The organism is Streptomyces sp. NPDC030991 (genome assembly GCF_055571235.1).
In genome coordinates this window covers 26,585-48,304 of sequence record NZ_JBVIFR010000004.1, presented here as the reverse complement: position 1 = coordinate 48,304, position 21,720 = coordinate 26,585, and the positions used below count along the sequence as shown (strand labels likewise).

The 21,720-nt window shown below is 71.7% G+C and carries 21 protein-coding genes; 15 read left to right on the top strand and 6 right to left on the bottom strand.

All coding sequences use genetic code 11. The features are described 5' to 3' along the window. Positions 1-104: 104 nt before the first annotated feature. Entirely contained in the window at positions 105-1,394 is a 1,290-nt protein-coding gene (locus ACZ45E_RS08910) for a polysaccharide deacetylase family protein (protein ID WP_468218347.1), read from the top strand. Between the two features lie 7 nt (positions 1,395-1,401). Here the strand turns inward: ACZ45E_RS08910 and ACZ45E_RS08905 are convergent, their stop codons facing one another. Next, complete coding sequence (locus tag ACZ45E_RS08905) at positions 1,402-2,388, bottom strand: ATP-binding protein (RefSeq protein ID WP_468218345.1); 987 nt, start codon at positions 2,386-2,388, stop codon at positions 1,402-1,404. A gap of 101 nt (positions 2,389-2,489) precedes the next feature. Here ACZ45E_RS08905 and ACZ45E_RS08900 point away from each other — a divergent pair, with 101 nt between their 5' ends. Further along, positions 2,490-3,314, top strand: coding sequence for a Fic family protein (locus tag ACZ45E_RS08900; RefSeq protein ID WP_468218343.1), 825 nt, complete (start codon positions 2,490-2,492; stop codon positions 3,312-3,314). Between the two features lie 363 nt (positions 3,315-3,677). Here ACZ45E_RS08900 and ACZ45E_RS08895 read toward each other — a convergent pair whose 3' ends face one another. After that, positions 3,678-4,529: an HAD family hydrolase gene (locus tag ACZ45E_RS08895; protein WP_468218341.1), complete on the bottom strand. Its 852-nt coding sequence runs from the start codon at positions 4,527-4,529 to the stop codon at positions 3,678-3,680. 588 nt (positions 4,530-5,117) lie between these two features. Here ACZ45E_RS08895 and ssd point away from each other — a divergent pair. The 7 genes from ssd to ACZ45E_RS08860 all read left to right on the top strand — a co-directional run bounded on the left by ssd (position 5,118) and on the right by ACZ45E_RS08860 (position 10,512). Next, positions 5,118-6,239: a septum site-determining protein Ssd gene (gene ssd / locus ACZ45E_RS08890; RefSeq protein ID WP_468218339.1), complete on the top strand. Its 1,122-nt coding sequence runs from the start codon at positions 5,118-5,120 to the stop codon at positions 6,237-6,239. Between the two features lie 242 nt (positions 6,240-6,481). Next, on the top strand, positions 6,482-7,645 hold the full coding sequence (locus ACZ45E_RS08885; protein WP_468219183.1) for a TadA family conjugal transfer-associated ATPase: 1,164 nt from the start codon (positions 6,482-6,484) through the stop codon (positions 7,643-7,645). Positions 7,646-7,656: 11 nt separating this feature from the next. After that, a complete protein-coding gene (locus ACZ45E_RS08880) occupies positions 7,657-8,502 on the top strand; it encodes a type II secretion system F family protein (protein ID WP_468218336.1) in 846 nt (281 codons plus the stop codon). 35 nt (positions 8,503-8,537) lie between these two features. Next, the gene (locus ACZ45E_RS08875) at positions 8,538-9,335 is read left to right on the top strand and encodes a type II secretion system F family protein (RefSeq protein WP_468218335.1); all 798 of its coding nucleotides are present in this window, start codon (positions 8,538-8,540) and stop codon (positions 9,333-9,335) included. 181 nt (positions 9,336-9,516) lie between these two features. Further along, positions 9,517-9,654, top strand: coding sequence for a DUF4244 domain-containing protein (locus ACZ45E_RS08870; protein ID WP_404159480.1), 138 nt, complete (start codon positions 9,517-9,519; stop codon positions 9,652-9,654). Beyond that, positions 9,641-10,015: a TadE family type IV pilus minor pilin gene (locus ACZ45E_RS08865; RefSeq protein WP_468218333.1), complete on the top strand. Its 375-nt coding sequence runs from the start codon at positions 9,641-9,643 to the stop codon at positions 10,013-10,015. Before ACZ45E_RS08870 ends, ACZ45E_RS08865 begins: the two co-directional genes overlap by 14 nt. Continuing rightward, on the top strand, positions 10,012-10,512 hold the full coding sequence (locus ACZ45E_RS08860; protein WP_468218330.1) for an Rv3654c family TadE-like protein: 501 nt from the start codon (positions 10,012-10,014) through the stop codon (positions 10,510-10,512). The genes ACZ45E_RS08865 and ACZ45E_RS08860 overlap by 4 nt, the downstream gene beginning before the upstream one ends. Before the next feature lie 354 nt (positions 10,513-10,866). On the opposite strand, the gene ACZ45E_RS08855 is transcribed toward ACZ45E_RS08860, so the two are convergent. Next, the gene (locus tag ACZ45E_RS08855) at positions 10,867-13,398 is read right to left on the bottom strand and encodes a DEAD/DEAH box helicase (RefSeq protein WP_468218329.1); all 2,532 of its coding nucleotides are present in this window, start codon (positions 13,396-13,398) and stop codon (positions 10,867-10,869) included. An 81-nt stretch (positions 13,399-13,479) separates the two neighbouring features. Here ACZ45E_RS08855 and bldG point away from each other — a divergent pair, with 81 nt between their 5' ends. The 6 genes from bldG (at position 13,480) to ACZ45E_RS08825 (ending at position 19,926) form a co-directional block, all read left to right on the top strand. Further along, positions 13,480-13,821, top strand: a complete 342-nt coding sequence (gene bldG, locus ACZ45E_RS08850; protein WP_003975386.1) for an anti-sigma factor antagonist BldG — start codon at positions 13,480-13,482, stop codon at positions 13,819-13,821. Positions 13,822-14,020: 199 nt separating this feature from the next. Continuing rightward, a complete protein-coding gene (locus ACZ45E_RS08845) occupies positions 14,021-14,452 on the top strand; it encodes an ATP-binding protein (RefSeq protein ID WP_468218327.1) in 432 nt (143 codons plus the stop codon). A 308-nt stretch (positions 14,453-14,760) separates the two neighbouring features. Next, a complete protein-coding gene (locus ACZ45E_RS08840; RefSeq protein WP_468218325.1) occupies positions 14,761-17,163 on the top strand; it encodes a sodium-translocating pyrophosphatase in 2,403 nt (800 codons plus the stop codon). 213 nt (positions 17,164-17,376) lie between these two features. Continuing rightward, positions 17,377-17,958 (top strand): small secreted protein, encoded by a 582-nt coding sequence (locus ACZ45E_RS08835; protein ID WP_468218324.1) that lies wholly within the window; start codon positions 17,377-17,379, stop codon positions 17,956-17,958. A gap of 118 nt (positions 17,959-18,076) precedes the next feature. Continuing rightward, positions 18,077-19,621, top strand: coding sequence for a DUF7059 domain-containing protein (locus ACZ45E_RS08830; RefSeq protein ID WP_468218322.1), 1,545 nt, complete (start codon positions 18,077-18,079; stop codon positions 19,619-19,621). 107 nt (positions 19,622-19,728) lie between these two features. Beyond that, positions 19,729-19,926 (top strand): hypothetical protein, encoded by a 198-nt coding sequence (locus ACZ45E_RS08825; RefSeq protein ID WP_468218320.1) that lies wholly within the window; start codon positions 19,729-19,731, stop codon positions 19,924-19,926. Positions 19,927-20,208: 282 nt separating this feature from the next. Here the strand turns inward: ACZ45E_RS08825 and ACZ45E_RS08820 are convergent, their stop codons facing one another. The 3 genes from ACZ45E_RS08820 to ACZ45E_RS08810 all read right to left on the bottom strand — a co-directional run bounded on the left by ACZ45E_RS08820 (position 20,209) and on the right by ACZ45E_RS08810 (position 21,596). Next, positions 20,209-20,493, bottom strand: coding sequence for a TM2 domain-containing protein (locus tag ACZ45E_RS08820; protein ID WP_468218318.1), 285 nt, complete (start codon positions 20,491-20,493; stop codon positions 20,209-20,211). A gap of 216 nt (positions 20,494-20,709) precedes the next feature. Continuing rightward, positions 20,710-21,105: a DUF2752 domain-containing protein gene (locus tag ACZ45E_RS08815; protein ID WP_468218317.1), complete on the bottom strand. Its 396-nt coding sequence runs from the start codon at positions 21,103-21,105 to the stop codon at positions 20,710-20,712. A 2-nt stretch (positions 21,106-21,107) separates the two neighbouring features. Continuing rightward, positions 21,108-21,596, bottom strand: a complete 489-nt coding sequence (locus tag ACZ45E_RS08810; protein ID WP_468218316.1) for a TM2 domain-containing protein — start codon at positions 21,594-21,596, stop codon at positions 21,108-21,110. Between the last annotated feature and the right edge of the window lie 124 nt (positions 21,597-21,720).

The following is a 21,720-nucleotide window of genomic DNA, read 5'->3' as shown; positions in this document are numbered from 1 at the left end:
GTGCGGAGATCTCGTGCGATGTTGACGGTGCCACCCGCGCATAGCGGGCATTTCTGGCATTCACCGTCTTGCAGGCCGACTCCAAGGAAGTAGGTGGGCGGAAGATGGCCGCCACCCAGAGGATCGCCACCCTGAGGATCACCGCGGCCATCGGCGCCGCCGCGACATGCGCCACGATCCTCGCCGGATGCGCGAACAGTCACACGGGCGCCGAACGCGACCCCGGCGCCCCCGGCCCGAGAAAAGCCGTCCCCGCCGCCCCGCACAAGGCGGTCCGGCTGATCGGGGACGGCTCGACCGCGTACACCGGTCAGCAGCCGCATCTGCCGAGAGCCGAAAGGCTCAGACCCGGCCAGAAACCGCCGCAGTTCGTCGTCTTCTCCTGGGACGGCGCGGGCGAGGACGGCCAGCGGCTGTTCTCGTACTTCCGCAAGGTCGCCAAGAAGAACAACGCGACCATGACGTACTTCCTCAGCGGCGTCTACATGCTGCCCGGGGCCAAGAAGGACCTGTACCACCCGCCGCAGCACTCGCCCGGCCGCTCGGACATCGGCTTCAACGACGCCGAGGGAATCCGCGACACCGCCCGGCAACTGCGCGGCGCCTGGCTCGAGGGCAACGAGATCGGCACCCACTTCAACGGCCACTTCTGCGGCAGCGACGGGGGCGTCGGCCAGTGGTCGGTGGGCGAGTGGAAGAGCGAGATCCAGCAGGCCAAGTCCTTCGTGAAGGCGTGGAAGACCAACACGGGCCTGAAGAAGGCCGACCCGCTGCCCTTCGACTACGACAAGGAGCTCGTCGGCGCCCGCACTCCCTGCCTCGAAGGCCAGGAGAACTTCATGCGCGCCGCGCACGACATGGGGTTCCGCTACGACACCAGCGGCGTCAACACCCAGTTGTGGCCCAAGAAGAAGCACGGCCTGTGGGACCTGTCCATGCAGCTCGTCCCCTTCCGCGGGCACTCCTACGAGCAGCTCACCATGGACTACAACTTCATGGTCAACCAGTCGGGCGGCGCCACGCAGGGCGACCCCGGCAAGCGCCAGTTCTGGGGCGACCAGATGCGTGACAGCCTGGTCGCGGGCTTCAAGCGCGCCTACGACGGCAATCGCGCGCCCCTGATCATCGGGAACCACTTCGAGTCCTGGAACGGCGGCGTCTACATGCGCGCCGTCGAGCAGACGGTCCAGACGGTCTGCAACAAGCCCGAGGTCCGGTGCGTCTCCTTCCGGCAGCTCGCCGACTGGCTCGACGCGCAGGACCCGAAGGTCCTGGAGAAGCTCACCGGCCTGGAGGTGGGCAAGGCACCCGAACACGGCTGGGCGGCCTTCCTCGACGACAAGCCGGCCCCGGCACCCAAGGGGGCGCCGGGCACGCGGGCCGCCAAACCGTGATCCGGGGTCAGGCGGGCGCCGTGACGCTCTCCTGAAGCACGTAACCGGGGTCGATCTGCGCCACCAGGTCGGCCCCGGTCCGCTCGTTGCCCCAGCTCTGCGCGTTCTTCTGGTGGAAGTGCACCATCTGGCGCGTGTACCGCTCCCAGTCGCGGGCCTCGTACGTCGCGTCGGCCGCGGCCTGAAGGGTCCGCAGAGCGTCCCTGTCGGCCTCCTCCAGGAGCTCGAAGGGGGGCGGGCTCCCCTTCTCCATGGCGCGCACCCAGTCCGACTGGCCGACGGTGACGAGCAGGTCGTCACCCACCTCGGCGCGCAGGAAGTCGAGGTCGGCGTCGTCCTCGCCCCGCACCTTGTTGCCCACGACCTTCAGGGCGATGCCGAAGTCCTGGGCGTACTCCTTGTACTGGCGGTAGACGGAGATCCCCTTGCGGGTCGGCTCGGCGACGAGGAACGTCATGTCGAAGCGGGTGAACATGCCCGAGGCGAAGGAGTCGGAGCCCGCGGTCATGTCGACCACCACGTACTCGCCTCTGCCGTCGACCAGGTGGTTCAGGCAGAGCTCCACCGCTCCGGTCTTGGAGTGGTAGCAGGCGACACCGAGGTCGGCCTCGGTGAAGGGGCCGGTGACCATCAGACGTACGGCGCCACCGTCGAGTTCCACGGGCCGCGCACAGGCGTCGTACACCGGGTTGTTCTCGCCCACGCGCAACAGCCGTGAGCCCTCCCCGGGCGGCGTCGTCTTGATCATCGTGTCGGCCGAGGCGATCCGCGGGTTCGAGCCGCGCAAGTAGTCCTTGATGAGCGGCAGCCGCGCGCCCATGGCGGGCAGTTCGGCGGCGACGTCCTCGTCGAGCCCGAGCGCGGCTCCGAGGTGCTGGTTGATGTCGGCGTCGACGGCGATGACCGGGGATCCGGTGGTGGCGAGGTGACGGACGAAGAGCGAGGACAGCGTGGTCTTGCCGCTGCCGCCCTTCCCCACGAAAGCGATCTTCATGTTCACCTAGCGTAGTGGGGTGATCGCGTCACGTGCTTCACGCGCGTGAAGAAGACCACTCCTTCGTGGGGCGGAGGCCCCCGGCCCGTAGGGTCGTACTCATGAGTACGACAGCCGATCCCCTTGCCACGCTCGGCACGCTGCCCGGCGTGAGCGACTCCGTGGACTCCGTGCGCAAGGCCGTGGACCGGGTCTACGGGCACCGGGTCATGCGGCGCCGCAGCAACGAGGTCACCTCCGAGGCCGCACTGCGCGGCGCGCGGGGCAGCGCGGCCCTGTCCGGCGCCGACTGGGCGCTCGAAGAGGTGCGCAGGCGCACCGACTTCAGCGGCGGCGACGGCGACGCCGAGGCTCCCACGGTCGGCGCGGCGCTGCGGCTGACCGCCGAGGCGGGGCAGCTCCTGTCCATCTGGCGGCAGTCGCCGCTCCGGGTGCTCGCGCGGCTGCACCTGGTCGCGGCGGCCGACCGCGGCGATGCCGTCGGGCGCCCGCGTACGCGGGGCGAGCAGGTCGACGAGCCGCTCATCGAGCTTCCGCTGCCGGACGCGGACGAGGTGGCGGGCCGGCTCGAAGGACTCTCGCAGCTGATCATCGGGGGGAGCGCGGCGCCGGCCCTGGTGAGCGCGGCCGTGGTCCACGGCGAACTGCTGGCACTGCGCCCCTTCGGTTCGCACAACGGCTTGGTCGCGCGCGCTGCCGAACGCGTCGTCCTGGTGGGCAGCGGTCTCGACCCGAAGTCGATCTGCCCCGCCGAGGTGGGCCACGCGGAGCTGGGGCGTGCGGCGTACGCCGCCGCGCTCGAAGGCTATGTGTCCAGCACGCCGGAGGGGATGGCGGCCTGGATCGCCCACTGCGGCAAGGCGGTCGTGTTCGGCGTCAGGGAGTCGACCGCGGTGTGCGAGGCACTCCAGCGCGGCGCCGCCTGAGACGTCCGGGAAGTCTCTGAGACAAGAGTGCGGCGGTACGAGTCCTCGTACCGCCGCCAACATGACGCGCCGGGTTACCAAGCGTCCTCGATATATGCCCATCAGGTCGGGACGTTGCCCGTGGCCTGGTGCGGCTGGCCCGTAATCGACGGGTCGACGTCGCGTGGGTGCCCGGCGTTCATGCTTCGGTCCGTGGGGCCTTACTGCGGTTGAAGGTGATCCTCTCGGATGTCCTTGGTCTCGCGGGCCGTTGACTCCTTTGTACTCCGCCCCTCGGGGAAGCGGAAGCCCTGGATGCGCTTTTTTACTTTTACGATCAAACAGTCGTAAAACGGGCGGCCCCCACTGGACCGCTCCATGGCCCTACCGGGAAGCGGTCGGCGTCCGGCGCCGACTGGCGTACCAGACGAAGCCGGCGGTGGCCGCCGCGGCACCCACGGCGGCCGCGGCGACCAGGGCCGGACGCGACGGGGCGGAGAGGTTCGGCAGCCGCTGCTTGAGCCGCACAGGCTTGTGGAAATCGAGAATCGGCCACTCGCGCGCGAGCGCCTCGCGCCGCAGCGCCCGATCCGGGTTGACCGCGTGCGGGTGCCCCACGGCGCTCAGCATCGGCACGTCCGTCGCTGAGTCGCTGTACGCGTAGCACCGCGCGAGGTCGTACCCCTCGGTGCGGGCCAGGTCCTTGATCGCTTCGGCCTTCGTCGGCCCGTACGCGTAGTACTCCACCTCGCCCGTGAAGCAGCCGTCGGCGCCGACGACCATCCGCGTGGCCACCACCCGGTCCGCGCCGAGCAGCCCGCCGATCGGCTCGACCACCTCGGCGCCCGAGGTCGAGACGATGACGACGTCGCGCCCGGCGGTGTGGTGCTCCTCGATGAGGGACGCCGCCTCGTCGTAGATGATCGGGTCGATCAGATCGTGCAGCGTCTCGGCGACGATCTCCTTCACCTGCTCCACGTTCCAGCCGCGGCACAGGGCCGAGAGGTACGCGCGCATCCGCTCCATCTGGTCGTGATCGGCGCCGCCGGCGAGAAAGACGAACTGCGCGTACGCGGTACGCAGCACGGCCCTGCGGTTGATCAGCCCGCCTTGGTAGAACGACTTGCTGAAGGTGAGCGTGCTCGACTTAGCGATGACCGTCTTGTCCAGGTCAAAGAAGGCCGCTGTGCGCGGCATGGAGTGGTTCAAGGACTGGATTTCCACGAGTTTGAGCATAGGCGCCCACCATTCGGCGTAAGCTGTGGCGCGTGGGTTTGCTTGAGAAGCCTCTCGGGTACACCATGGAAGTCACGGATCGTTCGCGACCGTGCTAACCCCGGTCTGGCTCCTCCCCCCCCGAGTCAGACCGAGGGGACGACCCCCGCTCTCCCCCCCGGCGGGGGTCGTCGCATGTCCGGACCCGTTTTCGGGTCCTTTTTTCTTGCCTTCTCGCCATGATCCCGGCTGGTTCCAGCTCTGCGGGCCGGGAGTCGGCGCGCACCGAGATCGTCACGCTGTGTGACCGAGAGGGTGCTCTGCGGAGGTTCCACTTCAGTTCCGCCCCGACTTCACTGTGTCACCGGTATGAGTGATGGGGATATTCACAAGCCTTCTCGCGTCCACAGTTATTGACCAAGATCCACACGATTTACGGGATCGCTGCACGGTGATTCCACACGCGAAGTCCGGATCGGTGTTCATGGCCGGTTCGTTATGGCCGAGCCGTGCCGGGGCGGCTGGTATTCGGCGCCTCGGTGCCCGGGCTTCGCGACGGATCGGACGGCCCGCGGGTGCGGGCCTGTGTGGAGAGAAGGGGGCCGGATCATGGCGGAAGCCGTGGCGTGTGAGGCGCGGGCCGTGCGGCGCGCACCGTTGATCGTGACCGAGGACGTGGAGCTGCTCGACGACCTGTTGCGGCTGTGCGCCGCGGCAGGTGTGCGGCCCGAGGTCGGGCACGGGGCGCCCGCGGACAGAGGCAGCTGGGAGGCGGCGCCCCTGGTGCTGGTCGGGGACGACGCCGCGGGACGACTGCGCGGGGCGGCCCGACGGCGGGGCGTCGTCCTCGTCGGGCGCGATCAGGACGATTCCGGGGTGTGGCAGCGGGCGGTGGAGATCGGCGCCGACCACGTGCTGATGCTGCCCGACGGCGAGCAGTGGCTGATGGACCGGATCGCGGATGTGGCCGAAGGCGTGGGACGACCCGCGCTGACCGTCGGGGTGATCGGCGGCCGAGGCGGCGCCGGAGCCTCGACCCTGGCCTGCGCGCTGGCGGTGACCGCCGCGCGGGCCGGTCGGCGCACGCTCCTGGTCGACGCGGATCCGCTCGGCGGCGGGCTCGACGTACTGCTCGGCGGGGAGGCGGTGGACGGCCTGCGCTGGCCGGCGTTCGCCCAGTCACGGGGGCGCGTCGGCAGCACCGCGCTGGAGGAGTCGTTGCCCCGGCTGCACGATCTGCGGTTGCTCAGCTGGGACCGCGGCGAGCTGGCGGCAGTACCCCCCGAGGCGGTACGGGCGGTGCTCGCGGCCGGTCGGCGCAGGGGCGGCGTCGTCGTGGTGGACCTCCCGCGCCGGGTCGACGCCGGATCGGTCGAGGCGCTGGCCCAGCTCGACCTGGGCCTGCTCGTGGTGCCACCGGAGCTACGGGCCGTCGCGGCTGCCCGGCGGGTGGCCGGGGCGGTGGGGATGGTGCTGCGGGATCTTCGCGTGGTGACGGCGCCGGTGCCCGGCATGGGTCCGGGTGCGGGGCCCGGGGTGCTCGACGGGGACGAGGTGGCACGGCTGCTCGGACTGCCGCTCGCCGGTGAACTGCCCATGGACAGAGGGGCGGGCGCGGGGCCGGGGCTCGGCTCAGGGGGGCCGCTGGGGCGGTTCTGCGCGGAGTTCTGGGGGCGGCTGCCGGCGGGGTCGGGGTCGGGGTCGGGGTCGGAGGAGGGCGGGGGGCCATGAGGGGGGTGACCGGAGTGGTGGCGGGGTGATGGAGCGTGCGGCCGGGGGTGGTAGCCGGGGTGGAAGTGACCGGAGTGGTGGCTGGGTGGTGGTCGAAGTGACCGGAGTCGGAGTCGGAGTCGTGGCTGGGTGGTGGCCGAGGTGGATGGGGTGGTTGTGATGCGGGTGGTGTTCGAGATGAGTGCGGGGGATGGCTGGTGAGCGGGGTGAGCGGGGTGTGTGGAGTGGTCGGGGTGAGCGGGGTGAGCGGCGTGGTCGGGGCGCGGATGCTGGACGGGGTACGTCAGTGGCTCGCGGAGAACGGGGCGGAGGCGACGCCCGCCCGGGTGGCCGAGGCGCTACGGGCGCAGGGGCGGATCCTGGGCGACGCCGAAGTGCTGGGTGCTGCAGGGCAGTTGCGGTCCGAACTGGTGGGAGCGGGGCCGCTGGAGCCGCTGCTCGCCGACGCGTCGGTGACGGACGTCCTGGTGTCGGCGCCGGATCAGGTGTGGGTCGACCGAGGCGGTGCCCTGGAGCTGACAGGGGTGCGTTTCGAGAACGCGGCATCCGTGAGGAGGCTGGCACAGCGGCTCGCGGCCGTGGTGGGGCGACGCCTCGACGACGCACGCCCCTGGGTGGACGCGAGGCTGCCCGACGGGACCCGGCTCCATGCGGTGCTGCCGCCGATCGCGGGGGGCTGCACCTGTCTGTCGCTGCGGGTCGTACGGCCACGGGCCTTCACCCTGGAGGAACTGATGGCGGCGGGGACCGTGCCGCCGGGCGGCGACCGGGTACTGCGGGCTCTGCTCGACGCGCGGCTGTCGTACCTGATCAGTGGCGGTACGGGCAGCGGGAAGACGACGCTGCTGAGCGCGCTGCTCGGCCTGGTCGGGCCGCAGGAGCGGATCGTGCTGACCGAGGACTCCGCCGAGCTGCGGCCGGATCATCCGCACGTGGTGCGGCTGGAGGCACGGCCCGCCAATCAGGAGGGCGCCGGGGCCGTCGAGCTGGCGGACCTGGTCCGTCAGGCGCTGCGGATGCGCCCCGACCGGCTCGTGGTCGGAGAGGTGCGCGGAGCCGAGGTCGTCTCGCTGCTCGCCGCGCTCAACACCGGGCACGAAGGGGGTTGCGGGACCGTGCATGCCAATGCGGCGAGCGATGTCCCGGTCCGCTTGGAGGCGCTGGGGACGGCGGCGGGGCTCGACCGCGCGGCGCTGCACAGCCAGCTGGCGGCCGCGGTGTCGGTGGTGCTGCACCTCGTACGGGACCGGGCAGGGCGGCGTCGGATCGCGCAGGTCCATGTGCTGGAGCGGGACGCGGCGGGGTGGGTGCGGACGGTGCCGGCGTTGGAGTGGGGCGAACGGGGGTTCGTGCCGGGGGACGGGTGGCCGCGGCTCGGGGAGCTGCTGGGGGTGCGGTCGCCGTGAGGAGCGGGGTGGTGGCGGGAGCGGCCGTGGGGGTGCTGGGAGTGGTGGCTGTGCTGTGGGCCGCCGGGCGTCGGGACGCCGAGGTGCGGCGGGCCCGGGCGGTGATGGGCGTCGTGCCGGGTGAGAGGGCGTCGGGGTGGCGGTGTGTGGTCGAGCGGTGGTGGAGGCGGGGCCGGGCGCGGCCCGAATGGGGGTGTGCGGTCGCCGGGCTGGTGATCGGGCTCGTCGGCGCCTCGTTGGTGCCGCTCGCGATGGGGGTCTGCGCTGTGCCGGGTGCGGCGCGGGTGCGGCGGGCCCGGGACGCGCGACGGGAACGGGAGCGGCGCGGGGACGCGGTGATCCGGTTGTGCGGGCTGATGGCGGGCGAGGTGCGGGCGGGGCGGCAGCCGGGAGAGGCGCTGGTCGTCGCGGTGCGGGAGTCGGCCGCGTTGCCCGGCGCGGGGAGCGCGGCCGTGGTGGCGGCGGCCCGGTTCGGCGGGGATGTGTCCGGCGCCCTGCGGGAGGCGGCGGGACAGCCCGGGGCGGAGGGGCTGCACGGACTCGCGGCGTGTTGGCGGGTGGCCGTGGACCGGGGCGCCGGGCTCGCGGCCGGGCTGGAGCGGTTGGCGGCGGCGTTGCGGGCGGAGCGGGACCAGCGGGCCGATCTGCGAGCCCAGCTGGCCGGCCCTTGGTCGACCGCGGTGATGCTCGCGGGCCTGCCGGCGCTCGGGCTGCTCCTCGGCTCGGCGCTGGGAGCCCATCCGCTGCGGGTGCTCCTGCACACAGGGGCCGGGGCGGGGTGCCTGGTGGTGGGCGGGGCGTTGGAGGCGGCGGGGATGTGGTGGGCGGTGCGGATCGTGCGGGGGGCGGAGGCGTGAGGGCGGCGATGTGTGGATCGAGGGAGTGAGGGGCGATGGAGGTTTTCCACAGGCTGGGGGTAGTGCTGTGTGTCGCCGCGTTGGTGGCCTGGTTGGTGGGGGAGGTCGGAGCGCGCCGGCGGGAGCGGGCAGTGCGGCGCCGGGTCCGGCTCGTACTGGCGGCGGTCGCCGAGCGGCCCGGTCGGCCCGGGCCGCGCACATGGCGACTGCCCGGGGTGGTCCGGCGTTGGGCTCCGGTGGCCGGGGCGGTGAGCACCGGGTACGTGTTCGTCGGCGGCGCCGCCGGGCTGGTGGTCGGGGCGATCGCCGGTGGCGTCGTGTGGCGCTGGTGGCACGGCAGAGAGACGCGGGCGGGAGCAGCCACGACGGTGAGCGCTGCCGAGCGTGCCGAGGCGGCCCGACAACTCCCCCTGTTGGCCGACTTGTTGGCGGCATGCGTCGCAGCCAGCGCGGAACCGGTGGGAGCCGCGCATGCCGTCGGGGAATCGGTGGGCGGACCGGTGGGTCGGGCCATGGCGCGGGGCGCCGCGCAGGTGCGGCTCGGCGGTGAACCGGCGGTGGCGTGGCGGGAGTTGGCCGCGATACAGGGAGCGGGTGCGCTGGTCCGGCTGCTGGAGCGGGCGCGTGAGTCCGGGGCGCCGGCGGCGGTCCCCGTGGCGCGGTTCGCCGCGGAGTGCAGAGCCGAGCGCGGGCGTCGGGCGACGGCCGTGGCGCGCCGGGCCGCGGTGGTCATCACGGCGCCGGTGGGGCTGTGTTTCCTGCCCGCGTTCCTCGTGATCGGTGTGCTGCCGGTGGTGATCGGCCTGGCGGACGGGGTGCTGGGCGGGCGTTGAGCCGACGCCCGGAGGTGTGGCCCGACCGTACGGGCGAGGGGTGAACAACGTTGTGCGGCAAAGGGATCGAGGGGTTGTGATGGGGACGTCAGGAACGCGTAGGGAACGGACGTACGGGCGGCTGCGCACAGGAGTGGCGCGCTGGGTGCGGACAGTGCGGACGGCACGCCGGGATGCGGGCATGGTCAGCGCCGAGTACGCCGTGGGGCTGATCGCGGCGGTGGGCTTCGCCGGGCTGCTCTACCAGGTGGTGACGAGCGATGTCGTGCAGTCGGCGTTGCAGTCCCTGGTGGCGAAGGCGCTCCATGGGTCGTTCTGAGGCGGTGCTCGGGCGACGGCGTGACCGGGGCATGGTGACGGCCGAGGCGGCTGTGGTGCTGCCGGTGCTGGTGGCGTTCACGATGGCGCTGCTCTGGACGCTCCTTGCGGCGTCGGCGCAGATCCGATGCGTGGACGCGGCGCGGGCCGGGGCCAGAGCGGTGGCCCGGCAGGAGCCGAGGGAGGCCGCGATCATCGCCGCGCGCGAGGCGGCTCCGTCGGGCGCGCGGATCGAGGTGGGGCGGGAGGGCGACCTGGTGCGGGTGACGGTACGGGCACGCTCGACCGGCCCGGGCCCGCTGGGCGTCGAACTCGGCGCGCAAGCCGTGGCGGCCGCGGAGGAGACGGTGGGGGAGGCATGAAGTTGAGCGAAAGGCGGGGCAGGCGGAGGTGGTGGCCCGGCCGGGCGGGTTCGGACCGGGGATCCGCGACGGTGTGGGTGGCGGTGGCGCTGGCCGCGATCGGGTCGCTCTTCGGTGGCGTGCTGGCCCTGGGGCGAGCGGTCGAGGCACGGCACAGCGCGGGCGGCGCCGCCGATCTGGCGGCGCTCGCGGCGGCCGATCACTGGATGGAGGGAACAGCGGACGCGTGCGCCCTCGCCGGGCGAGTGGCACGGGCCCAGGGGGCGACGATCGTGCGGTGCGCGGTGTTCGGGGAGGTGTCCGACGTCACCGCGTCGGCGGGCACCTGGGCGTTCACGGCACAGGTCAGGGCCCGAGCGGGGCCTGCAGAAGCTGCGGGGCCTGCGGGGTCGATAGGGGCCGGTGGTTCGGTTCTGCCCGGCGGTCGTGCCGGCTCCGGCGAACCCGCCGGGCCCTGGGACCCTCAAGCGGCGCCGAGGGCACGGGCCCCGTCATGACCGGCCCCGACCCTGCCGGGCTCCTGCGCTGGCCCCGACCCCGCCGGGCTCCTGGGGCGGCCTCAGCTCTCGCCTGGCCCATGCGCCGGCCCCGACCCTGCCGGGCTCCTGGGGCGGCCTCAGTCCTCGCCGGGCTCCTGCGCCGGCCCCGACCCCGCCGGGCTCCTGCGCCGACCCCGAGACCCCGCCGGGCCCTTGGGGCGGCCTCAGTCCTCGCCTGGCCCCTACGGCGACCCCAGAACCCCGCCGGGCGCCTCGGACGACCTCAGACCGCCCTGGGGCGCCTCGGACGACCTCAGGCCACCCGAGGCGCCTCGGGTGGCTTCAGACCCACCCCGGACGCCTGCGCCGGTCTCAGACCCTGCCGGGCGCCCCGGCCTGCTTCGGGCCCGCCCCGGGTGCCTCGCTCGGCCCCCCGCCCTGCCCGGCCCCCGCGTCCGCCTCCGCCCCCTTCAGCAATATCGAAAGGAGCCGTACCGCACCCCGCTTGTGCAACGGGTCGTTGCCGTTGCCGCACTTGGGGGACTGGATGCAGGAGGGGCAGCCGGCCTCGCATTCGCAGGAGGCGATGGCCGCGCGGGTGGCGGTCAGCCATTCCTTGGCGGTGTGGAAGGCGCGCTCGGCGAAGCCCGCGCCGCCGGGGTGACCGTCGTAGACGAAGACGGTGGGGAGCAGCGTGTCCGGGTGGAGGGGGATCGAGACGCCGCCGATGTCCCAGCGGTCGCACGTGGCGAAGAGGGGGAGCATGCCGATGGAGGCGTGTTCGGCGGCGTGCAGGGCGCCGCCGAGGATCTCGGGGTTGATGCGGGCGGCGTCGAGCTGGTCCTCGGTGACCGTCCACCACACGGCGCGGGTGCGCAGGGTGCGAGGGGGGAGGTCGAGTTTGGTCTCGCCCAGGACTTCGCCGGTGATGAGGCGGCGGCGGAGGTAGCCGACGACCTGGTTGGTGACTTCGACAGAGCCGTAGCACAACCGGCCTTCGCCCCAGGGGACTTCGACGTCCGTCTCCAGGATGGAGATGGCCGTGGTGTCGCGGGCAGTGGTGGAGTACGTGGGGTTTCCGGGTTCGACGAGGGCGACGTCGTCGTCGAGGTCGAGGTGTTTCACCACGTACGTGCGGCCCTGGTGGAGGTGGACGGCTCCGTCGTGGACGGTGGTGTGCGCGGAGCCGGCGTCGACGGTGCCGAGGAGTCGGCCGGTGGCGGCTTCGACGATCTGGACGGGGTTGCCGCCTTCGCCGCGGATGTCGGCGAGGTCGGCGGCGGACTCGCGGCGCGTCCAGTGCCAGGCCTTCACCCGGCGGCGCAGCAGTCTCGCCGCCTCCAGCTGCGGGAGGAGGTCCGTCGTGGCGGGGCCGAACAGGTCCAGGTCGGCGTCGGTGAGCGGTAGTTCGGCGGCGGCGGCGCACAGGTGGGGGGCGAGTACGTACGGGTTGTCGGGGTCCAGGACCGTCGACTCGACCGGCTGGTCGAAGAGGGCTTCGGGGTGGTGCACCAGGTAGGTGTCCAGCGGGTCGTCACGGGCGACGAGGACGGCGAGGGCGCCCTGCCCGGAGCGGCCCGCGCGGCCCGCCTGCTGCCACAGGGAGGCCCGCGTGCCCGGGTAGCCGGCGATGACGACGGCGTCGAGTCCTGATACGTCGATGCCGAGTTCGAGGGCGGTGGTGGCGGCGAGACCGAGGAGTTCGCCGGAGTGCAGGGCGGCTTCGAGGGCGCGGCGCTCCTCCGAGAGGTAGCCACCGCGGTAGGCGGCGACGCGGCGGACCAGGGAGCGGTCGATCTCGGCGAGGCGTTCCTGGGCGATGACCGAGATCAGCTCGGCGCCCCGGCGGGAGCGTACGAAGGCGACCGAGCGGACGCCCTGCACGGTCAGGTCGGTGAGCAGGTCCGCGGTCTCGGCGGTGGCGGTGCGGCGGACGGGGGCGCCCTTCTCGCCCCGCATCTCGGTGAGAGGGGGCTCCCAGAGGGCGAAGACGAGTTCGCCGCGGGGCGAGGCGTCGTCGGCGACCTCGACGACCGGCAGACCGGTCAGACGGCCGGCGGCGACGGCGGGTTCGGCCGCTGTGGCCGAGGCGAGGAGGAAGACGGGGGAGGAGCCGTAACGGGCGCAGAGACGGCGCAGGCGGCGCAGCACCTGGGCGACGTGCGAGCCGAAGACGCCGCGGTAGGTGTGGCACTCGTCGATGACGACGTACTTGAGGGCTTTCAGGAAGGAGGACCAGCGCGGGTGGGAGGGCAATATCCCGCGGTGCAGCATGTCGGGGTTGGTCAGGACGTAGTTCCCGTACTGGCGTACCCACTCGCGTTCCTCGAACGGGGTGTCCCCGTCGTAGACCGCGGGGCGGATCGACGTGCCCAGAGGTTGTGAAAGTTCCTTCACCGATCGGCACTGGTCCGCGGCCAGGGCCTTCGTGGGGGCGAGGTACAGGGCGGTCGCGCCGCGCCCGTTGGGTGCCTCGGAGCCCTCGAGCAGTTTCGACAGGACCGGGACCAGGTAGGCGAGGGACTTTCCGGAGGCCGTGCCGGTGGCGACGATCACTGATTCGCCGTCCAGGGCGTGCTCCGCCGCGCGTGCCTGGTGGGCCCAGGGGTGTTCGATGCCCGCTTCCTGCACCGCCGCGATGACCTCGGATCGGATCCGATCCGGCCAGACTGCATGACGGCCCGGGCGAGGGGGCAAGTGCTCCGTATGAGTGATGCGCGCAGCCCTGTTCGGACCCGAGGCGAGCCGCTCCAGAACCGCCCTGGGAGTGGGGCGGGAGGCAGCGGACGGCAGGGGTCGATCGGGTCGGTGATTCTTGGCCATCGGCACCGAGTGTGTCACTGGCGTGACGGACAATGCTCCCAAGGCGTCGTGCACGCCTGCCGGTAAGTGATTGAATGCCATCGCGGCTGGCGAACCGTCCCGGGGATCAAGCCGAGGTATCCCTGCGGGGCGACCGCTCGATAGCAAGGTGCTGGAGGATCCGTGGACCTGTCCCTGTCGACCCGTACCGTCGGCGATCGTACGGTCGTCGAGGTCGGTGGCGAAATCGATGTATATACCGCGCCCAAGCTGCGCGAACAGCTGGTCGAGCTGGTGAACGACGGCAGTTTCCACCTTGTCGTCGACATGGAGGGCGTGGATTTCCTCGACTCCACCGGGCTCGGCGTGCTGGTCGGCGGTCTCAAGCGTGTGCGGGCCCATGAGGGCTCGTTGCGCCTGGTCTGCAACCAGGAGCGCATTCTCAAGATCTTCAGGATTACGGGTCTGACCAAGGTGTTTCCCATCCACACCTCGGTCGAGGAAGCCGTCGCGGCGACCGACTGAGCAGGTCTGGTCGCCTGATCGGGTCAGACCTGAGCAGGTCTGTCCGACTGAGCGGGGTGAACCGGCTGATCAGGTTGGTCAGCCCGGTCCGGTGGACCGGGTTGGCCGGCCATGATCCGGTTGATCCGGTTTTTGGTTGGGGGCCGGGCCTTGGCCGGTCCGTCCCCCGAGAGCACGCCTGTACGTCCGAGGGGGATGCATGGCCACCGTCGAACTCCGCTTCAGCCCTCTGCCCGAGCACGTCAGGACGGCCCGTCTCGTGGCGGCCGCCGTGGCGCGCAGGGCGGGTGTGGACGAGGCGGTCCTCGACGAGGTCAGGCTCGCCGTCGGTGAGGCGTGCACCCGTGCCGTGGGGCTGCACCAGAGCAGCGACATCTCGGCGCCGGTGCGGGTCGCGCTGATCGAGGAGGAGAAGCAGTTCTCCATCGAGGTTGGTGACGAGGCGCCCCGCACGGTCGTCGACCCCGACACGCCCGGCGCACACGGTGGCGAAGAGCTCGAGGCGGAGGGCGAGGACGAGATGGGTCTCGCCGTCATCAGTGGCCTCGTGGACGATGTGGAGGTCACCGCCGACGAGTCCGGCGGTCTCCTTCGGATGACATGGCCGATCGTGCCGTTGACGCTTCCTTAAGCCCCCGGAGCCGTTCTCCCGGCTCCCGTGCTGATCTTTGACGAGGCCCTGTTCGCCCCCGTGGTGAACAGGGCCTCTTCTGTGTTTCCTGATGCGTGTGAGAACGCGGCGATACGCGAATTTCCCGGACCGGCGATCTTCAATTCCTAGATCGCTGATCTTCGGTAATGGCTCGTGGGTGTTAGCGAATTTATTGGCCACGTCGCGGAAGAAAGAACATCAACGTTTGCCGCGCACTGTTTTGATCAGGTTCCGCTACCTACAATCCGTCCACATCTTGAGCTCAGCCCAAGCGTCAAGGAGGACGAATGGCGGAGCGCTCTACCTTCGCAGCCGCAGTCCTGACGGACGACAACCGTCTGATCGTGATCGTCATCGCCGTCGTCGCGCTCGCGGCGCTCGCCGTCGCCGGGGTCCTGGTGCGCCAGGTGCTCGCGGCCGGTGAGGGAACGGAATCCATGAAGAAGATCGCGGCCGCGGTCCAGGAAGGCGCGAAAGCCTATCTGGGCCGACAGTTGCGCACCCTCGGCGTATTCGCCGTCGTGGTGTTCTTCCTGCTCATGCTGCTTCCCGCCGACGACTGGAATCAGCGCGCCGGACGTTCGATCTTCTTCCTGATCGGCGCCGGTTTCTCGGCGATCACCGGCTATATCGGAATGTGGCTCGCAGTGCGCAGCAATGTGCGCGTCGCGGCCGCGGCCCGGGAAGCAACGCCGGCGGAAGGCGAGCCGGAAAAGGATCTCACCGCCGTCTCGCACAAAGCCATGAAGATCGCTTTCCGCACGGGCGGCGTCGTCGGCATGTTCACGGTGGGGCTCGGTCTGCTCGGCGCCTCCTGTGTCGTGCTCGTCTACGCGGCCGACGCGCCCAAGGTCCTGGAGGGATTCGGTCTCGGCGCCGCGCTGATCGCGATGTTCATGAGGGTCGGCGGCGGCATCTTCACCAAGGCCGCCGACGTCGGCGCCGACCTGGTCGGAAAGGTCGAGAAGGGCATCCCGGAGGACGACCCGCGCAACGCCGCGACCATCGCCGACAACGTGGGCGACAACGTCGGGGACTGCGCCGGGATGGCCGCCGACCTCTTCGAGTCCTACGCGGTCACGCTGGTCGCCGCGTTGATCCTCGGCAAGGCGGCGTTCGGCGACGCCGGGCTCGCCTTCCCCCTGATCGTGCCCGCCATCGGGGTCGTCACGGCGATGATCGGCATCTTCGCCGTCGCACCCCGGCGCTCCGACCGCAGCGGGATGAGCGCCATCAACCGCGGCTTCTTCATCTCCGCGCTGACCTCGCTCGCCCTGGTGGCGGTGGCCGTCTACGTGTACCTGCCGTCCTCGTACGGCGATCTGGACGGCGTCACCGACAAGGTCATCCAGGCCAAGGACGGCGATCCGCGGATCCTCGCGGTCGTCGCCGTGGCGATCGGCATCGTGCTGGCCGCCCTGATCCAGCAGCTGACCGGCTACTTCACCGAGACGACCCGGCGCCCGGTCAGGGACATCGGCAAGACATCGCTGACCGGGCCCGCGACCGTCGTGCTCGCGGGGATCTCCCTCGGCCTCGAATCGGCGGTCTACACCGCGGTGCTGATCGGGCTCGGCGTGTACGGGGCGTTCCTGCTCGGCGGCACGTCGATCATGCTGGCGCTGTTCGCGGTCGCGCTGGCCGGCACCGGACTGCTCACCACCGTCGGCGTCATCGTCGCGATGGACACCTTCGGGCCGGTCTCCGACAACGCGCAGGGCATCGCCGAGATGTCCGGCGACGTAAAGGGGTCGGGCGCGCAGGTCCTCACCGATCTGGACGCCGTCGGCAACACGACGAAGGCCATCACCAAGGGCATCGCCATCGCCACCGCCGTCCTCGCGGCCGCGGCGCTGTTCGGCTCGTACCGGGACGCGATTCTCACCGCGGCGGGGGACGTGGGCGAGAAAGTCGGCGACGGCGGGCCGATGAACCTGGTGATGGACATCTCACAGCCCAACAACCTGGTGGGGCTCATCGCCGGCGCCGCGGTGGTGTTCCTCTTCTCCGGGCTCGCCATCAACGCGGTGTCACGGTCCGCGGGCGCCGTGGTCTACGAGGTGCGCCGGCAGTTCCGCGAGCACCCCGGGATCATGGACTACACCGAGGAACCGGAGTACGGGCGCGTCGTCGACATCTGCACCAAGGACGCGCTCAGGGAGCTCGCCACGCCCGGGCTGCTCGCCGTCCTGGCACCGATCGCGATCGGCTTCACCCTCGGCGTCGGCGCGCTGGGTGCCTACCTCGCGGGCGCCATCGGCACCGGAACACTGATGGCGGTCTTCCTCGCCAACTCCGGCGGCGCGTGGGACAACGCGAAGAAGCTCGTCGAGGACGGGCATCACGGCGGCAAGGGCAGCGAGGCCCATGCGGCGACCGTCATCGGTGACACGATCGGCGACCCGTTCAAGGACACGGCGGGCCCCGCGATCAACCCGCTGCTGAAGGTGATGAACCTCGTCGCGCTGCTCATCGCGCCCGCGGTCGTCAAGTTCAGCTACGGGGAGGACGCGAGCGTGCTGGTGCGGGTCGTGGTCGCCGTCGTGTCGTTCGGCGTCATCATCGGCGCGGTGTACGTCTCCAAACGGCGTGGCATCACGGTCGGCGACGACGAGGAAGGCGACGGCGGGCAGGGCGCGGGGCAGGTGCCGAAGCCGGCGGACCCGGCGGTGGCGCCGTCCCGCACGTAGCGGCCCCGGAGATGGCCGCGCTCCTGGCGAATACCTAGCGGCACGTGCAACAGGTGGGCGGACAGCCGTTCTTGACGGGCTGTCCGCCCATTTCTTCCGTGAGCCTTCTCTCCCTTGGTGCAAATGGCTGCTAAAGGTGAATAAAGCGGTCTTATAGGACGGCTGAGATGCGATTGTCGTGTGCTCGGCGTGTAAGTTCCGGGGCCGAGAGCCATGGAAGGGACCGATCCGGTGAACAAGAAGCTCGCAGCCGCACTGTCCGGCGGTGCGGTACTGGTACTGGCCTTGTCGGGCTGTGGTGACGACGGCAACGACAAGTTGGACTCCTGGGCCAAGCAGGTCTGCGACGCGGTCCAGCCGCAGGCCAAGAAGATCGAGTCGGCCAACGCCGCGATCCAGAAGGAGACGTCGGACAACAGCGCCCCGGCCGACGTCCAGAAGACGGACTCGCAGGCGTTCCAGGACATGTCCGACGCGTACAAGGCGATCGGTGACGCCGTCGACAAGGCGGGCGCCCCGAACGTCGACGACGGCAAGACCAAGCAGCAGAACGCCGTCAAGGAGCTGGACAAGATCTCGACGTCGTACGCCGACCTGAAGAAGCAGGTCGACAAGTTGAACACCGGCGACCAGGCGAAGTTCGCCGAGGGCCTCAAGGACATCGCGGGCGAGCTCGACAAGCTGAGCCAGTCCGGCAGTGACGCCCTGAAGAACCTGGAGGAGGGGGACGTGGGCAAGGCGATGGCCAAGCAGGAGAGCTGCAAGAGCGCGTCCGCCACACCGTCCGGGTCCTAGTACCGACCGGCACACCGACCTTCTCCGGCGCCCTCGGTGCCGCGCCTCTTTCGCGCGGCTCCGAGGGCGTTGCCGCGCGCAGCGCCTGTGCGGAGCGGGGAGCCGTCACAATGGGGGCGTGAGTTCTACCGCTGCCCCCGCCCTGCCCGCCGCTGACCGTGACGACGTCGCCGCCGCTCTGCGCGACGCCCTGCTCGCCGCCGAATTCACCGCGGACGGGCTGCTCGAACTGCTCGGCGCGCCCGCCTACGCGGCGCTCGCCCGCAGTGAGACCGTGCCCGCGCTCCGCGCCACCCGGGGGGACTCGCCCCTGGAGACGCTCGTCCGGCTCTTCCTGCTGCAACAGCCCGTGCCGCGCGAGCGCGTCGCCGGGGTGCTGCCCCTCGACGCCTGCCGGGAGAGCGGGTGGCTGCGGGAGAGCGGTGACGGGGCGGCCACCGCCGTCGCCGCCACCGTCGACGTACGCCCGTACGGCGGGCCCGACGGCGAGGACTGGTTCATCGTCTCCGACCTCGGCTGCGCGGTCGGCGGCGCCGCCGGCATCGGCAGCCACGAGGAAGGCGTCGTGCTCGGCGTCGGCGGGGCGTCCACCACGCTCGCCGGCATCACCGTCCGTACGCCCGTCGCGTCGGCCCTCGACCTCGGCACCGGCTCCGGGATCCAGGCGCTGCACGCGGCGCGGCACGCCACCAGGGTCACCGCCACCGACCTCAACCCCCGTGCCCTGCACATCACCGCGCTCACCCTCGCGCTGTCCGGTGTGCCCGCCGCCGAGCTCCGCGAGGGGTCGCTGTACGGGCCCGTGGGCGACGCGACGTACGACCTGATCGTGTCGAACCCGCCCTTCGTCATCTCCCCCGGCGCGCGGCTCACCTACCGCGACGGCGGGATGGGCGGGGACGATCTGTGCCGCTCGCTCGTTCAGGAGGCGGGGGAGCACCTGAACGACGGGGGTTACGCGCAGTTCCTGGCCAACTGGCAGCACGTGGAGGGGGAGGAGTGGACCGAGCGGCTGCGCTCGTGGGTGCCGCGCGGCTGTGACGCCTGGATCGTCCAGCGCGAGGTGCAGGACATCACGCAGTACGCCGAGCTGTGGCTGCGCGACGCGGGCGACCACCGTGCGGACCCGGCGGCGTACGCGGCCCGGTACGACGCGTGGCTCGACGAGTTCGAGGCGCGCAAGGTGACCGCGGTCGGGTTCGGGTGGATCACGCTCAGGAAGACCGGTTCCGAGGAGCCCTCGATCGTCGTCGAGGAGTGGCCGCACCCGGTCGAACAGCCGCTCGGCGAGACGGTGCGGGCGCACTTCGAGCGGATCGACTGGCTGCGCACGCACGACGACGCGGCGCTGCTGGAGTCCTCGTTCCTGCTCGTCGGCGAGGTCGTGCAGGAGCAGGTCGGGCTGCCGGGCGCCGAGGACCCCGAGCACGTCGTGCTGCGGCAGGGGCGCGGAATGCGCCGGGCGACGAAGGTGGACACGGTCGGCGCCGGGTTCGCGGGCGTGTGCGACGGGACGCTCAGCGCCGGGCGGATCCTGGACGCCATCGCCCAACTGGTCGGCGAGGAGCAGGTGTTGTTGCGCGACCGGACTCCGGGTCAGATCCGGACGCTGGTCGAGCAGGGCTTCCTGCGGCCCGCCGGCCGCGCGGAACAGCCCAGATAGCTCCTCTTCGCCTTGTGCTGCCCGGGAGTTCACCCGGGGTTCCGCTTCCCGTGCCAGCGTCACGGGCTGGGCGGCGGCAGCTGCCCGGACGTCGGGGAGGCAAGGCGATGGAGAGTGCACCTGCGGTCTTCGCGGGCACGGTGTTCGCGTTGTTCGGCGCGGGACTCGTGGTGTGGACGGGGGCGCGTACGGCGCACCGCGAGCCGGTGGCGTACGGCGCGCGCCCGGTGGCGTCGGCGGTGGTCGCCGGAGCGGCCGGCCTGGGCTGCCTGGCGCTCGCCGCCTGGTGCTTCGGCCAGGTGTGACGCGGGGTCAGGTGGGGCGGGGCAGGCCGCGCGGAGGGAGTGAACCGACAGCGTCTCTCGCAGGGGTGACGGCTGCGGCGTACACGGCGACGCCCGCCTCCGGAGCGGTCCGGGGCGGGCATCGACGCGTACAGGCACGTACATCTACGTGCATCTACGCGCATCCACGTGCATCCACGTGCATCCACGTGCATCCGCGTTCAGGGACGCACAGCTATACGCGTCCGCGTGCAGAAACGTACGGCTACGTGCGTCCCCGTACGGGAGCGTGCGCGCGGGGCGTCAGCGCAGGAGGCGGCCCTGGGCGTCCGTGCGGTCGTTGCTGGTGAGGAACAGGATGCCGTCGATGAAGCCCCACAGGCCGCCGGCGCCGCAGGTCAGGACGGAGACGACGAGCTGCCAGACACCGGTCTTGGTGTCGCCCACGTAGAAGCGCCCGACGCCGAACGAGCCGAGGAAGATACCGAGCAGGCCGGCGACCAGCTTCTGCTTGTCGGAGAACGGGCGGCCCTGCGGGTCGACACCGAACGGGGCCTCGGGCGTGGCGCCGGGGAAGGGCTGGGACATGGGAGCTGCTCCTAGGGACGAAAAATCGGCGCGGCGATGCCGGGCCAATGAGCGGAAGATCCGAGAGCGACGCACCGGTGGGGACACGGCGTGGCCTCGGGAGTCCGAAGCGTAAGGGGGGACGGGCGGGTGCCAGGAGACAGGGCGCCGATCGTGGCGCGTTCGTGACCTTGCGCGAGCCGGGCTGACGCGCTATCAGGACCGGTCGTCCCGGGGTCAGATCACGTTGCGCAGCACGGCCCAGAGGGCGGCGACACTCAGCAGGGCGACCTGCGTACGGGGGCGCGGAGCGGGCCGCCACCGGCGCCCGCGCGCCCCCTCGTACAGGCAGCGCCCCAGCGCGTAGAGGACGAACGGGGACGCGGCCAGCAGCAGGGCGTTGTCGTGCCAGGCCGTGACGAACTCGCCGTGCAGCACGTCGTACGCCATGCGCGTGCCGCCGCAGCCGGGGCAGAGCAGCCCGGTGAGCGCGCGGAACGGGCAGCCGGGCAGCCAGTGGCCCGGCTCGTGCGGGTCCGTGCCGTAGAGGTACACGGCCCCGGCGGCCCCGGCGGCGAACACCGCGAGGGGCGCCGCGGCCGGGGCGCGGGGGACGGTGTGCGGCTCGGCCATCACTACGAGCGCAGGATGCGGCCCTGCGCGTCGGTCGTGTTGCTGCCGGCGAGCATGACGATGCCGTCGATGAAGCCCCACAGACCGCCGATCCCGCAGGTCAGCACGCCGACGAGGAGCTGGCCGACGGCCAGGCCCGTGTGGCCGGTGTAGAAGCGGCCGACGCCGAAGGTGCCCAGGAAGATGTTGAGCAGACCGGCCGTCATCTTCGACTTGTCCGAGTACGGGCGGCCGTAGGGGTCGTAGCCGTACGGCGCCGACGGGTCGTAGGCGGCGGGCATCATGCCGGGCTGGGGCGGGTAGCCGCCACCGGCCGGCGCGGAGCCGGGGTACGGGTAGCCGTAGTTGGGCTGGCCGCCCTGGGGCGGCTGACCGGGCTGGCCCGGAGCGGCGCCGTACCCGGGCTGCGCGCCCTGCTGCGGGTAGCCGTACGGGTTGGCGCCCGGCTGCTCCTGCGGGGGCTGCTGGCCGTAGGGGTTGCTGTCGGACATGGAGCTGCTCCTGGGTCGGGATGCCGGTGGGGACGAGCCGGGGCTTCCCTCGGGCTCCCCCAGCCGTGCCGCCATCTTGTCAGGAGCAGATAAGGGAAGGGAGGGAGGGAGCGGGACCGGGGCA